Source organism: Microbulbifer aggregans (genome assembly GCF_020524005.1).
Taxonomy (GTDB): domain Bacteria; phylum Pseudomonadota; class Gammaproteobacteria; order Pseudomonadales; family Cellvibrionaceae; genus Microbulbifer; species Microbulbifer aggregans_A.
In genome coordinates this window covers 21,874-35,085 of sequence record NZ_JAIVKK010000008.1, presented here as the reverse complement: position 1 = coordinate 35,085, position 13,212 = coordinate 21,874, and the positions used below count along the sequence as shown (strand labels likewise).

Below are 13,212 nucleotides of genomic sequence, written 5' to 3'. Positions count from 1 at the left end.
AAAAATGAAAAACCAGAAAGGGGCGACCCTGATTGAAGTGTTGGTCTCTGTGCTCGTGCTCTCGGTAGGGTTGTTGGGTATAGCGGCGACTCAAATGATGAGCCTTAAAAACAGCAATGGTTCGAATCAACGCTATATGGCCACCTTGGCCACACAGGAAATAATAGAAAGGATGCGCGCTAACCCGAGTGGCTTGGAGCAGGGCGCTTATGATGGGACGGTTAGTGGTGCAGGCACACTTAGCAAAGACTGTACGACCGTTTGCACGGTTAATGAGCTCGCAAGTATGGACCTCTATGAATGGGGGCAGTTGTTAAAAACAAACCTCCCCTCCGGACAGGGTGTAATTGCCCGAAACGGTGATGACGTCACGGTAACGATTACCTGGCTACAGCAGCACACCGGTGAAAACTATGGTGGTGTTGATGGCGGTACGGAAGACGCCCAATTCACTATGACGGTGGAGCTTTGACAATGCAGTTATATAGCGGGCAGCGGGGTCTGTCACTTGTTGAACTTATGATCGGAATTCTGTTGAGCTCCCTATTGTTACTGGGTGTTTTACAGGTGTTTCAAAGCAATAGCTCGACCTCAAGAACACAAACAGCGTTTTCCCGAGTTCAGGACAGTGGCCGGTTTGCCATCGACCTACTGAGCCGGGAAATAAGAGCTGCAGACTATTGGGGCTGCGTACCGGACGAAAATAGCATTGTAAATCACTTAGCGTCCCCAAGTGGGTTCTATGCCTCTATTGGCGGGGATGGAGTTCGTGGTGTCGACAATGCGGGAGCAACGGAGGAGGTTGGTGGAACTTCTGTCTCTCTCGGCAGTGATGTTCTAACGCTTGGCGGCACCATTGATGCTTGTTCTGGTGCAGGCCGTCTTGTTGATTCAAACCCCGGTACACCCTCATCGCCAGTCGTAACAGCCAACTGTCCAATTGAAACCGGCGATATTGTGCTGATCGCCAATTGTCGAGCGGGCGACGTGGTCACGATTACCGGAATATCCGGCAGCCTTGGCGAGGGCAATCGCACAATTACTCAGGGGGCAGCCCTTCAGGAAGCCTATGGGGCGGAAGCCAAAATCCTAAAACCATACCAGCGAACGTACTTTATTGCGCAAAGTACCGCGGGCGACAACTCCCTGTTTGTAAACGATGAAACCGGTACTACCGAGGAGTTGGTTCCGGGGATTGAGGACATGCAGATCACATATGGAAGGGATACCACCGGTGATGGAGTTGTGGATATCTGGCAGGCGGCGGAAAGCGACTTGCTAAGCATGTCTCAAGTAACCGCGGTCAAGTTGCAGCTATTGGTTGCGAGCGAGCCTGGATCTGGCACTAGCTCGCAAACAGTCGCTCTGCTGGATGGAACTGAAACTACCTATACAGACACCCGCCTGCGAAAGCTTTACGTTGCGACGGTGAAAGTTCGGAATCGGGGAGCAATGTGATGAGGAAAATTGCTAATCAACAGGGGGCAGTCTTAGTCGTCAGTCTTATTTTGTTACTGGTCCTGACTCTCATAGGAGTTTCTGGTGCACGCAGTGTGCTAATGGGGGAGCGAATGACCTTTGCCTCCCGCGATGCCAAGGTGGCACTTGAAGTTGCGGAGTCCATGACTCGCTTGGGTGAAGCGCATGTAGATTCCTTGGCAAACTTGAGCTCATTCGGAACGTCTGGGTGGTTGCGTACTGCTGGAAATGGTCCGAACGATCTGCTGGCCGGTGATACCTGGACTGACAACAATTCGAGCGAGCGCGAGGTCGGCATGCTTGCTGCCGACGGAACCAGCAAGTTGAGTGGACGCATGTATATCGAGCTAGCCGGGCTGGCCTCCGACGACTCCAATGCCGCCGACGTGGATCTGAGTACGGGAAATACCGGCCTCGACTTTGACGATACTCAGGTTTTTAAAATCGTTGCTCGTGGTGTGGGGATCGGTGGTACCGAGCGAATCATCGTTACCCTCTACGGGAAGGCTATGTAAGCCCGGTCAATAAGCAAAGAATTCGTATAGAGCTTAAAAAATGAAACTGAAAATAAGCAATAGTATGCATTTTTCCCATCGTGCCCTTTTCAGCGCTTTTCTGTTGACGCTAGCGACCAGTGCTTCTGCTGCACCGGGAGAGCTGTCCGATGTTCCGCTTTATACGCGGGGTGGGGCAGAACCAAATATTATGTTTGTACTTGACTCGTCGGGGTCCATGTATCAGGTAGTATTGCCTGCTGAGGAATATGATCCCGATGCCTCGATACCTTGTAGTAACTCGATTTCTGAGAATACCTATACATATAGACGTAATGGGAGAACCAGAACTGATTCCTTCGAAGTGAATTACCGGGTGCATCAGGACACCGGTGCTGTGGAATTCAAGCGGGTTGCTCCGATGGACAGCTCCGAAAGTGATGCTAATTGGAGAGCATGGGACTCATCGGGGAATTGCTTTAAAGATGATGTGACTTTTGATGTCCGGTTCTACGCCGACGGAGAAGTAGGTTCATATTATGAAACTGGAAATCACCAGGACTACAGCTATCTGAACTTACACAATAGCGGTTCAAATGGAGACCGCCCTAGGCAGACTGGTCATTTCCTGAATTGGTTTTTTTCTCGTGAGATTGGTGGCAGCTATGTGGCCGATCATTTCTTGGAGGTCGATGGGACTACCGTTCGACGATCAAAGCTCGGAGTGGATCGCCGTACGGATATCATGAAAAATTCTGCCTCCGACTTGATCTCAGACTTGAGTGATGTTCGTGTGGGCTTGATGCAATTTGATCCGGAGGGTGAGGCCAATGGTGGCGGGATGCTGCAAGGCCTGACTAGTATCAATGACGAAACCAAGCTGAGTCTTATCAGTGCAATATCAGAGGTCAGTGCAAATGGAGGCACTCCTCTAGGTGAGACGTTTGAGGATGTTGGTCGCTACTTTATTTCTGGATATGACGACCAAGAGCTTGCCTATAAGAAAAAAAATTGGGATGACAGCATAACTACGGCTTCGAAAAGAGGAGATGAAATTTTTTCAAGTGAGCCAGACTGGGGTGATGTTTCAAAACCGGTCAGCGGAGTAGATGGTGCAGCCATTCAATACTACTGCCAGAAGAGTTTTATGGTTGCTCTCACCGATGGAGATCCGACTAGTGACGGTGATGTCGATGGAGATTTATCGGAGTTTGACTACGCATGTGAAGGTGTTAGTGGGTGTACGACTGGTAATAATGACTCTATGGATGATGTGGTCAAAGCGCTATATGACATAGATCTGCGTCCTGATTTAAAGGAACCCAACCAAACGCCGGTCAAAAATAACATTGCTAGCTATATGATTGGTTTTGCGAACAGTAACTTGTCGAATAGCGAGGTGTTGATTAATTCGGGCTGCTTCGGATCCGGGCATCATGAGGGGGATGGCAGTTGTGATAGTGGTTCGAGCAGTGATTACGTATACAGCGCAAACAATGCCTCCGAGCTGAAGGTTACCTTCAACCGGATCATCAATAAGGTTCATGCTATTGTTGGTAGCTCCAGTTCTGTTGCCTTTAACTCCACTTCACTTGAAACTGGCTCCGCACTGTATGCAGCGAAATTTGATAGTGGTGATTGGAGTGGAGAATTGTCTGCACTGACGATCAACAGCGATGGCAGCATTTCCAGTACATCCTCCTGGGAGGCCGCCGATATTCTAGACCAGGGAGACGATGTTAGTGGTCGGATTCTGCTTACCTATAAAGATGGGGGCGGGGTACCATTTACCACTGTCGATACTGCGCTCGACTTTGACGGTGCTGAAAGCGACACCGAGCTGGATCTGAAAATCAATACCTCTACAGGTAGTAAGGTAGAGGACGATCTGGCTGCAGAGCGACTTGCCTACCTTCGTGGTGACCGTAGTAACGAAGGTGGTAGTGTCGACCAATTCCGGGCACGGAGCAGCCGTTTAGGAGATATTGTGAACTCCACCCCGGTTTATGTTGGTGCACCAGCAGGCAGCTGGGATCGTGCAGATTTCCCTGAGTCGGATAGCTACGCTCAGTTCAAGAGCGATAAAAGCAGTCGTACGCCGATGGTATACGTTGGCGCCAACGACGGCTTCCTGCATGGCTTCAATGCTTCCGCGACGGGAGCCAATGCCGGTAAGGAGCTGATTGGCTACTCCCCTGCAGTTTTGACTAGCTCTGAAGAAGGGCTCGGGTTACATGCCCTGACCTCCCAACTCTATCAGCACAAATACTATGTAGATGGCACGCCTACTGTAGTGGACGCTTATATTGAAAGTGGCGATACCGCTGCATGGAAAAGTATTCTGGTCGGTGGTCTCGGTGGTGGCGGCAAGGGCTACTTTGCCCTGGATGTCACAAATCCTTCTTTGTTCAGCGAAGATAACGCCGGCGATATTGTTCTGTGGGAGTTTACTAGCAGCAGTAACGAAAATCTCGGTTATACATTTAGCCGCCCGCAAATTGGCCGCATGTCTAATGGCAAGTGGGCGGCTGTATTTGGCAATGGTTACGATAGCGAAACTGGGGATGCGGGGCTCTTCATCGTTTATCTCGATGGCAGTGGGCATGTCTACCTTCCCACAAATATCGGTACTCAGGCTATTAAGAATGGACTTTCCACTCCCGCGATTGTTGACGCCGATCTCAACGGTACTATCGACCGCATCTATGCGGGCGACCTGTTCGGTAACATGTGGGTTTTTGATGTGGAAACTGATGAGAAATGGTCCGCGGGGGCGCAATCAGGCACAGTGATAAAGCTGTTCAGTTCCGGTCAGCCGATTACCGGAGCTCCTCTGGTGGCGAGAAATACGGCTAACGAATCAGGGGCAGTTCCCAATCTGCTGGTTACCTTTGGTACAGGGCAATATCTTACGGGAGCTGATACTGCGGACGCATCTGCCGGTGGATTCTATGCCGTATCGGATAACGGACAAACCGGGCTGACTGCAAACAATCTTGAGATTCGTACTCTTGGTGAGAGAACTGTTGAGGGGGTTACCCACCGCACACTGAGCGGTAATGCCATTGATTGGAGTAGCAAAGCGGGTTGGTATATTCCGTTACAGACAGGTGTAAATACCGATGGCGGTGAGCGAGTTGTCACGCGGCCTGACCTACTGCGCAACATCCTGTTTTTTAACACCTTGATCCCCACCGGAGAGGTCTGCTCCGCAGGTGGTTATGGCTGGCTGATGTCCGTGGATGTACGCACAGGTTTGGCTCCGGAAAAATATGCCATCTACGATGGCAATGGGGATGGCACTATCGACAGCGCAGATATGGGACTAATTGGGTCAATGGTGAGTGAAGGTATCCCAAATAAGCCAGGCTTCCTCGGTGGTAAAAGACAATATACGTCTACTAGTGCCGGTACCATCAACGAGCGGGATATCAATGTTGGTGGCGGCGAGCGCGAAGGCCGCTTGTCGTGGGAAGAAATTAGGCCCAAGTGATGTGAATCAGCCCCGGTAGTATACCGGGGTATTTTCCATGAAAATTTTATTCAGAGTAAAAAATGAAAAAGCAGTTTGGATTTACACTGATTGAACTAATGATTGTCGTAGCGATTATTGCAGTTTTGGCTGGAGTCGCTTGGCCTTCCTACCAAGAGAGTGTGAAGTCAGCTCGACGCGCAGATGCCCAGGGGGCATTGATGGGGCTGGCCCAAGCACTTGAAAAACATTTCACCCATAATGGTACTTATGCAGGGGCTGCAGATGGCAATGGCACTCCCACAATATTTGCTGTCGAAGCCCCCTTGGATGGAGGAGCAAAGTTCTATAATTTAATCGTAACATCTGCGGACAGCTCTTCTTATGTGATTCAGGCACGGCCTAAGAATGGTCAGGCGGGTGATGGCACCATTCAATTGAAATCAAGTGGTGAGAAAGCGTGGGATCGAGGGAATGATGGCGATCTTGCTGCAGCCGGTGATCAATGCTGGAGGAAATCCTGTTTTTGATTGTTGCTTAGGTAGCCCATGCCGCGGTTCTATCGATGGAGTACAATCGTTGGCAAGGGCTATAATTTTTTATCGGCGTTCTCCTTATTCGGTTAATGGAAAAGCACCAACCAACCAACCAACCAACCAACCAACCAACCAACCAACCAACCAACCAACCAACCAACCAACCAACCAACCAACCAACCAACCAACCAACCAACCAACCAACCAACCAACCAACCAACTACTTTCATACTTGATTATTGTTCTGTGTTTTTTGGCGATCATTAACGGGCGGGTCTTTGATACTAATGTTCGGGGTGAGCCCCTCCACTCGGAAAGGCAATCGCGGAAAAATTAGTGAAGCTAGCGAGTGGTACAAACTTGCGGAAGCAATAAGTTGTCGCTCGAGAGATGATTTTGACGCCAACAGCTAGATCTCCTGGTCGTCGCCCTGGTGACCGTCTATTCCCTCAGTTAATACCACTCGTCGGCTGAAAGCGTTACTTTAAGTGTCGCTGTGGTAGCGTAATAAAGTAGTTATTGGCTCAATGGTTTTCTAAACCTAGTTGAAATGGCAAAGCTAAGTAGTTGTACAGATGGCGCGTAGTTTGCGCGCTGAGATAGTGTCAATTGATCGGTTTTGCCCATGAAAAACAATGCTCGGGTGCACGGCTGCACACTCAGGTTACGAAAATAACTGATAGAAAAATCATTTTGGAATAGGGATGTTTCCATGAAATCCATTCGACAGGGGTTCACCCTGATAGAACTAATGGTATCTATTGCCGTAGTGTCGATCATTTTTCTCTTCGAAAATTCTCTCCATTCTTGAATCGCAACAATACTTTTCTCAATCAGGGGGGGAGTGAGCGCGCGAAGCATTATCCGAAAGTCACCCGCCCGCGCGCTGGATAGTTGGTTTCGTTTCTTTATGCCGCAGCCATGCGCTTCTGCAAAGCCGTGATAGGTGTGGCCTCGCTGCGTTCAGCGAGTGAAATAAAATTTTCTGGATAGTGCTCGGGGTCAGTAGAGGATGGTTTGGAAAAGCGTCAACTGTAATTTATTGCACAACATTTTCGAGTGGATTGTCACAAAATTAATGTGACATTTTGCATGAGATAGTGCCGCTTGTCGCCTTCTTGTTGCCGTTTATCACTACATGTGGAAATAGGCGAAATATATGCTTTCTACAGGCTTCGGGGTTGATGTAAAAAGCAGCGCACTTGCTAAAGCATTGGAGGCGGCACAATTGTGTATCTATGGTAGAACAACAATGAAGAAATTAATGGATCAGTCAGCGTTCACAATTATTGAACTGATGGTCGTTGTAGTAGTGCTCGGTATAGTTTTGGCAGTAGGAATTCCGTCATTTCGGTCTCTTATTCAGGATTATCGTCTCGTTACTAAATCCAATGATATTAGTCACGTTTTACAGTTTGCCCGCGCCGAAGCGGTGCGCTTGGGTGGAGGAGTAAAAGTAAGTGCCTTAAATAATGATGTTGATAATGGATTTAGGATATGGGTAGACCGTAATGGAAATAACGGTGTCAACGATGGGGAAGAGTTGCGCGTATTAAATGTCGAACAGGATTCTCTGGCGCTGACAGCCGATATTGGAGGCACTAATACCCAAAATGTCCAGCTTGAATTTAACGCCCGTGGCGAATCAGGTTTGGCCAATACACTCTCGCTCGAATTATGTGATGGCCGAAGCGGAAATCATGGGCGCACCTTGGAATTGCTTGTATCCGGTTCCATGCGAATGCAGAAAGGTACAGCTTGCGCGAATTAAGGAAAGATTCGATGAAAAAGCAAAATGGCGCAACTCTTATTGAGGTTCTGGTTTCCGTTCTTGTTATTGCAATTGGATTGCTAGGCATTGCCGCAACGCAAATGATGACTCTTAAAAATAGTAGTGGGTCGAATCAACGATATATGGCTGCTTTGGCTGCACAGGAAATTGTGGAAAGAATACGGGCAAACCCGAGTGGACTTGAGCAGGGAGGTTATGACGGTACTGTTGATGGTGACGAGACCGTCACTAATCGCTGTACATCCGCTTGCTCCGTTACGCAACTTGCGGAATTTGACCTATACGAATGGGGGCAGCTATTGAAAACAAATCTTCCATCTGGGGCTGGGGTAATAACTCGGGCTGGTGAGGAGGTCACCGTAACAGTCTCTTGGGTACAGCAACACACGGGAGAAGACTATGGCGGAGCGGACGGTGGAACCGAAAACGCATCCTTTAGTATGTCTTTGGAGCTGTAATTATGAAATTGTTTTCCCGGCAGCGTGGCCTGTCATTAATTGAACTTATGATAGGGATCTTGCTGAGCTCCATGTTATTGCTTGGTGTGTTGCAGGTGTTTCAGAGTAATACATCAGCGTCGAGAACTCAGACAGCTTTTTCCCGAGTGCAGGAAAGTGGGCGCTTTGCCATTGACCTCTTGAGTAAGAAAATTCGTGCGGCAGACTATTGGGGTTGTGCACCTGACCAGAACAGTATTGTGAATCACCTTGTGAATCCGACCGGGGTGTTCGACTCGATTGGTGCTGATGGGGTACAAGGTATCAACGATGCCGCCTCCGAAACTATTGGAAGCAAGGCCGTAAAAGCGGGTACGGATGTCTTGATCCTGAGCGGAACAGTCGATGCTTGTGCGGGCGGTGGACGGATGGTTGCACCGGCTGTCGCGACGCCAGGATCTCCTGTAGTTAGGGGAGACTGTCCTGTAGTTGCTGGTGATATTGTTTTGCTCGCAAATTGTAAGGCTGGAGATGTAGTCGCCGTCTCCAGTATTAGCGGGGAGACAAGTCGTACGATAACTCAGGGTTCGACGCTACAGGAAGTTTACGGTGCTGATTCAAAAATCCTGAAGCCCTACCGCACTAAGTACTTCATATCAGCCAGCCAGGCGGGTGAAAACTCCCTGTTTGTTAATGATGAGTCTGGTAATACCCAGGAATTGGTACCGGGTATCGAAGATATGCAAGTGTCTTACGGTCGTGATACCTCTGGTGATGGTGTCGTGAACATCTGGCAATCCGCCGAAAATAACCTCGTCAATATGGAGCAAGTCACGGCTATCAAATTGGAACTTTTGGTAGCAAGTGAGGCGGGTGCGGCGGTAGGGGCGCAGACGGTGACGCGTCTCGATGGTACACAGAGCAATTACAACGATGGGCGTTTGCGCAAGCTTTATGTCGCGACAGTGAAAGTGCGTAATCGAGGGAGTATGTGATGAAAGCTATAAATAACCAGCGTGGCGCAGTATTAATTGTAAGTCTGGTCATTTTACTAGTGCTGACCTTGATCGGAGTCTCCGGCGCTCGTAGCGCATTAATGGGGGAGCGTATGACGTTTGCCTCCCGCGATGCCAAGATAGCATTGGAAGTGGCGGAGTCTATGGCGCGTTTGGGGGAAGCACATATTGATAGCCTCGACAACCTCAATGCTTTCACTACTACAGGTTGGCTGCGCAGTGAAGGAAATGGCCCGGATGACCTGTTCGCAGCGGCAACCTGGACAAATGACAATTCAGTGGAGAAAGATGTTCCTATGCTTGCCGCTGATGGCACGACAAAGCTGAAGGGACGCATGTACATCGAATTAGCCGGGCTGGCCTCCGATGACGCCAATCCGGCGGATGTTGATCTCAGCACTGGTAGTACGGGCCTGGATTTTCCGGATATTCGTGTATTCAAAATCGTAACCCGGGGTAAGGGAATTGGCGGTACTGAACGTGTCATTGTGACTCTGTACGGGCGCTCGATCTAAGTTTTGGCCTGCCAAATGAATAGAGATAAAAAATGAAATCGACAAATAGAAATCGTCATCAGTTCCCTATTGGAGCATTGAGTGCGGCGTTTTTACTAACTCTCGCGACCAGTGTTTCAGCCGCTCCCGGAAATCTGTCTAATATTCCGCTATTTACCAATGGCTCGGCTGAACCGAATATTATGTTTGTTTTGGACTCGTCCGCATCCATGCGACAAGCGATGTTTCCCCCGAATGGTTACGATGCAGAGGATGGAGAAAATCGCTGTACGTCCGGGATCACCAAGCCAAACAACGTTAACAACTGGGAAGTGAACTACCGGGTTGATGTCGAAAACGGAAACGTTGAATTTAAGGCTTGGAATTCGGATGACTGGCGGACATGGGATAGTAGTACAAATTGTTTCGATGAAGATGGGAACTATCGAGCCTGGGTATACGCCAAAGATGAAAGTAATGGTTATTTTGTTACCGGCAACAATGAATCTTACGGTGAATATAGGAAGAATTCGGTAAGTGGTCATTTCTTAAATTGGTTTTTTTCCCAGCCAAATGATGCTGGAGGCTATGAGAGGACTGCTTTCAGGTCCGGTGAAAATACGATCAGGTCAAAAGTAGACATCCGTCGTACGGATATTATGAAAACTGCGGCATCGGACCTGATTTCTGAGCTGGAAGATGTTCGTGTCGGTTTGATGCAGTTTGATGCTTCTGGTGATGCGCATGGTGCGCAAATGGTGTCTGGCTTGACCAGTATTAATAGTAATTCCAGAGCCGCTATCATTAGCGCTATTTCTAATATTGGTGCTAGTGGTAGTACGCCTCTGGGAGAATCATTTGAGGACGTTGGGCGGTACTTTATTTCTGGATACGATGAGGAAACTTTAGAGTTTACTGAGAATGGTACGACGGATGATGTAGCCGGCAATGAAATTTTTGAGAGTTCTCCTATTTGGGGGGATGTGGCGCAGCCGGATGACACGGTGGAAGGTGGCGCTATTCAGTACTACTGCCAGAAGAGCTTTATGGTTGCGCTAACTGATGGTGATCCAACCAGTGATGATGGTGTTTCCGATCGGCTAGACGATTATGACTCCCCGTCGTGTCAGGGGGTGGAGGGTTGTACAACCGGCGGGAATGAATCGATGGACGATGTAGTAAAGGCACTGTATGACCTTGATTTACGGCCAGATCTTTTGGACGAAAATCAGGACCCAGTCAAACACAATATAACCAGCTACATGATTGGGTTTGCCAACAATAATCTCAATAATAGCGATGAATTGATTAATGCTGGCTACTTTGGTGCAGGCTACCATGTCGGTGATAGTGCCTGTAGTGGAGGTGACTGTTCATACGTGTATAGTGCGAATGACGCGACAGAACTAAAAGTCACCTTTAATCAGATTATAAATAGGGTACGTGCAATCTCAGGTAGTTCCAGCTCTGTTGCGTTTAACTCCACTTCACTAGAAGCTAATTCAACAGTTTATGCGGCCAGTTTTGATAGCGGCGATTGGAGCGGGAAGCTCCTCGCCATTCCGCTAGCGCAGGATGGAAGTATCTCAGAAAATTCAACTTGGGAAGCTAGTGCTTTACTCGATGCAGAGAGTACTGATATAGATCAGCGAACTATACTTTCCTATGTGCCAGGGGTTGGCGGGGTTGCATTTACTACCACAGGACTGAATTTTGATAATAGTGATGGCTCTACTGAAGCAGATCTCAATATCAATACATCCTCTGGACTATCCGTGGCAGACGAGCGGGCTGCTGACCGTGTTGCGTACCTGCGCGGTGACAGATCAAAAGAAGGGTTGTCATTAAATCAATTTCGTCGGCGGGGGAGTCGCCTGGGGGATATTGTAAATTCCACCCCGGTTTATATTGGTGCGCCGGAGGCCAAGTGGGACCAGGCAAGTTTTCCTGAGGCCAGCAGTTATGCAGCATTCAGGGCTGGTAAGCAAAATCGAACACCCATGGTTTATGTTGGGGCCAATGATGGGTTTCTGCATGGTTTCAACGCTGACACCGATAGTTTGTCCCCGGATAAAGGCAAGGAGCTTATAGCGTATGCGCCAGCAGTCCTGGCAAAAACCGAGCAGGATGAAGGATTGCATGCTCTGAGCTCGCAACTTTACCGCCATAAATACTATGTAGATGGTACGCCGACGATCGGTGACGCCTATTTCGAGAATGGTGGTGGCTGGAAAACCGTGTTGATTGGCGGTCTTGGTGGTGGCGGTAAGGGATATTTCGCCTTGGATATCACCAACCCGGCCAGCTTCAGTGCCGCGAATGCTGGCTCTATAGTATTGTGGGAATTTACCGATACTTCGAATAATAATCTCGGTTATACATTCAGCCGTCCGCAGATAGGCCGTATGGCGAATGGGAAGTGGGCCGCGATTTTCGGAAATGGTTATAACAGCTCGACCGGGGATGCGGGACTGTTTATCGTGTATCTCGATAACTCCGGGTATAAATACCTAACGACCTCTGTTGGTAGCACGAATGACTTAAATGGCCTGTCCACTCCTGCTATTGTCGATGCAAACCTCGACGGTACGATTGACCATATTTATGCCGGCGACCTGCGCGGAAATATGTGGGCATTTAATGTCGAGAATACGGACCCTGAAATGTGGGGTGTAGTGACGACCACCTCAGGTGAGGGGGATGCTGCGATAACCGAGGCGACCCCACTGATTTCATTGCCTGGGCAGCCGATTACCGGTGCACCATTGGTGTCGCGGAATGTTGCATATGAAGGGGGTGCTCAGCCCAACCTCCTGGTGACGTTTGGCACAGGTCAGTATTTGACGGAAACCGATACGGAAGTCCAGAGTGCCGGGGGCTTTTACGCGGTTTCTGATAATGGTACTTATGGACTGACGGCATCGAACTTGGTCTCTCGGACCATCGGTACAGAGGACCTAGATGACAGTGATGAGGTGATTAATCTGAATCGGACTTCGACGGGAGATCCATTAGACTGGTCACAATACGCAGGTTGGTATATGCGATTGAATACGGGGAATGGCGTTGATGGTGGTGAGCGGGTGATAACACGGCCGAGTCTTTTGAGAAATGTATTGTTTTTCAATACAGTGATCCCAACCGGACAAGTCTGTGCTGCCGATGGTGAGGGTTGGCTGATGTCGGTTGATGTGGGCACTGGCATGGCCCCGACGGATGAAGCGGTCTATGATGCCAATCTTGATGGCACGATTAATAGCTCTGATATCGGCTATGTTGGGCAAAAGGTAACTGCAATCCCTAACGCTCCGGCGTTCCTCGGTGGAAAGCGACAGTATACGTCTACGAGTGATGGCGATATTCTCGAGCGGGATATTAACATTGGCGGCGGCGAACGCGAGGGGCGTTTGTCTTGGGAAGAAATGACACCAAACTGATCGATTGCCCAGTCCTTCATATTACCGAGGCCTGGGCTTCGAATATAGAGAGATA

At 49.1% G+C, this 13,212-nt stretch carries 12 protein-coding genes; 11 read left to right on the top strand and 1 reads right to left on the bottom strand.

The annotated features are described in order from the left end of the window. Window positions 1–4: 4 nt before the first annotated feature. The 5 genes from pilV (LC093_RS14740) (at window position 5) to LC093_RS14715 (ending at window position 5,975) form a co-directional block, all read left to right on the top strand. The gene (gene pilV / locus LC093_RS14740) at window positions 5–472 is read left to right on the top strand and encodes a type IV pilus modification protein PilV (protein ID WP_226666324.1); all 468 of its coding nucleotides are present in this window, start codon (window positions 5–7) and stop codon (window positions 470–472) included. A gap of 2 nt (window positions 473–474) precedes the next feature. Next, the gene (locus LC093_RS14735; protein ID WP_226666321.1) at window positions 475–1,458 is read left to right on the top strand and encodes a PilW family protein; all 984 of its coding nucleotides are present in this window, start codon (window positions 475–477) and stop codon (window positions 1,456–1,458) included. Beyond that, window positions 1,458–1,994 (top strand): PilX N-terminal domain-containing pilus assembly protein, encoded by a 537-nt coding sequence (locus LC093_RS14730; RefSeq protein WP_226666319.1) that lies wholly within the window; start codon window positions 1,458–1,460, stop codon window positions 1,992–1,994. Before LC093_RS14735 ends, LC093_RS14730 begins: the two co-directional genes overlap by 1 nt. A gap of 40 nt (window positions 1,995–2,034) precedes the next feature. Further along, complete coding sequence (locus tag LC093_RS14725; RefSeq protein ID WP_226666317.1) at window positions 2,035–5,466, top strand: pilus assembly protein; 3,432 nt, start codon at window positions 2,035–2,037, stop codon at window positions 5,464–5,466. 62 nt (window positions 5,467–5,528) lie between these two features. Continuing rightward, on the top strand, window positions 5,529–5,975 hold the full coding sequence (locus tag LC093_RS14715) for a type IV pilin protein (protein WP_319004935.1): 447 nt from the start codon (window positions 5,529–5,531) through the stop codon (window positions 5,973–5,975). An 84-nt stretch (window positions 5,976–6,059) separates the two neighbouring features. Here the strand turns inward: LC093_RS14715 and LC093_RS20375 are convergent, their stop codons facing one another. Continuing rightward, window positions 6,060–6,245 carry a hypothetical protein gene (locus LC093_RS20375; RefSeq protein WP_264193117.1) on the bottom strand — a complete coding sequence of 62 codons (186 nt, stop codon included), beginning with the start codon at window positions 6,243–6,245 and terminating at the stop codon, window positions 6,060–6,062. 448 nt (window positions 6,246–6,693) lie between these two features. On the opposite strand from LC093_RS20375, the gene LC093_RS20570 reads away from it, so the two are divergent. The 6 genes from LC093_RS20570 (at window position 6,694) to LC093_RS14675 (ending at window position 13,157) form a co-directional block, all read left to right on the top strand. Then, window positions 6,694–6,792 carry a prepilin-type N-terminal cleavage/methylation domain-containing protein gene (locus LC093_RS20570; protein ID WP_226666309.1) on the top strand — a complete coding sequence of 33 codons (99 nt, stop codon included), beginning with the start codon at window positions 6,694–6,696 and terminating at the stop codon, window positions 6,790–6,792. 348 nt (window positions 6,793–7,140) lie between these two features. Further along, window positions 7,141–7,752 carry a GspH/FimT family protein gene (locus LC093_RS14695; protein ID WP_226666307.1) on the top strand — a complete coding sequence of 204 codons (612 nt, stop codon included), beginning with the start codon at window positions 7,141–7,143 and terminating at the stop codon, window positions 7,750–7,752. Between the two features lie 11 nt (window positions 7,753–7,763). Continuing rightward, on the top strand, window positions 7,764–8,231 hold the full coding sequence (gene pilV, locus LC093_RS14690) for a type IV pilus modification protein PilV (protein WP_226666304.1): 468 nt from the start codon (window positions 7,764–7,766) through the stop codon (window positions 8,229–8,231). A 2-nt stretch (window positions 8,232–8,233) separates the two neighbouring features. Continuing rightward, a complete protein-coding gene (locus LC093_RS14685; protein ID WP_226666303.1) occupies window positions 8,234–9,205 on the top strand; it encodes a PilW family protein in 972 nt (323 codons plus the stop codon). Beyond that, on the top strand, window positions 9,205–9,741 hold the full coding sequence (locus LC093_RS14680) for a PilX N-terminal domain-containing pilus assembly protein (RefSeq protein WP_226666300.1): 537 nt from the start codon (window positions 9,205–9,207) through the stop codon (window positions 9,739–9,741). Before LC093_RS14685 ends, LC093_RS14680 begins: the two co-directional genes overlap by 1 nt. A gap of 32 nt (window positions 9,742–9,773) precedes the next feature. Next, complete coding sequence (locus tag LC093_RS14675; protein WP_226666297.1) at window positions 9,774–13,157, top strand: PilC/PilY family type IV pilus protein; 3,384 nt, start codon at window positions 9,774–9,776, stop codon at window positions 13,155–13,157. Window positions 13,158–13,212: the final 55 nt, after the last annotated feature.

Bases quoted from the DNA above. Each gene is read 5' to 3' on its own strand.
- pilV (WP_226666324.1), top strand. From the start codon at position 5: ATGAAAAACCAGAAAGGGGCGACCCTGATTGAAGTGTTGGTCTCTGTG.
- LC093_RS14735 (WP_226666321.1), top strand. From the start codon at position 475: ATGCAGTTATATAGCGGGCAGCGGGGTCTGTCACTTGTTGAACTTATG.
- LC093_RS14730 (WP_226666319.1), top strand. From the start codon at position 1,458: ATGAGGAAAATTGCTAATCAACAGGGGGCAGTCTTAGTCGTCAGTCTT.
- LC093_RS14725 (WP_226666317.1), top strand. From the start codon at position 2,035: ATGAAACTGAAAATAAGCAATAGTATGCATTTTTCCCATCGTGCCCTT.
- LC093_RS14715 (WP_319004935.1), top strand. From the start codon at position 5,529: ATGAAAAAGCAGTTTGGATTTACACTGATTGAACTAATGATTGTCGTA.
- LC093_RS20375 (WP_264193117.1), bottom strand. From the start codon at position 6,245: ATGATCGCCAAAAAACACAGAACAATAATCAAGTATGAAAGTAGTTGG.
- LC093_RS20570 (WP_226666309.1), top strand. From the start codon at position 6,694: ATGAAATCCATTCGACAGGGGTTCACCCTGATAGAACTAATGGTATCT.
- LC093_RS14695 (WP_226666307.1), top strand. From the start codon at position 7,141: ATGCTTTCTACAGGCTTCGGGGTTGATGTAAAAAGCAGCGCACTTGCT.
- pilV (WP_226666304.1), top strand. From the start codon at position 7,764: ATGAAAAAGCAAAATGGCGCAACTCTTATTGAGGTTCTGGTTTCCGTT.
- LC093_RS14685 (WP_226666303.1), top strand. From the start codon at position 8,234: ATGAAATTGTTTTCCCGGCAGCGTGGCCTGTCATTAATTGAACTTATG.
- LC093_RS14680 (WP_226666300.1), top strand. From the start codon at position 9,205: ATGAAAGCTATAAATAACCAGCGTGGCGCAGTATTAATTGTAAGTCTG.
- LC093_RS14675 (WP_226666297.1), top strand. From the start codon at position 9,774: ATGAAATCGACAAATAGAAATCGTCATCAGTTCCCTATTGGAGCATTG.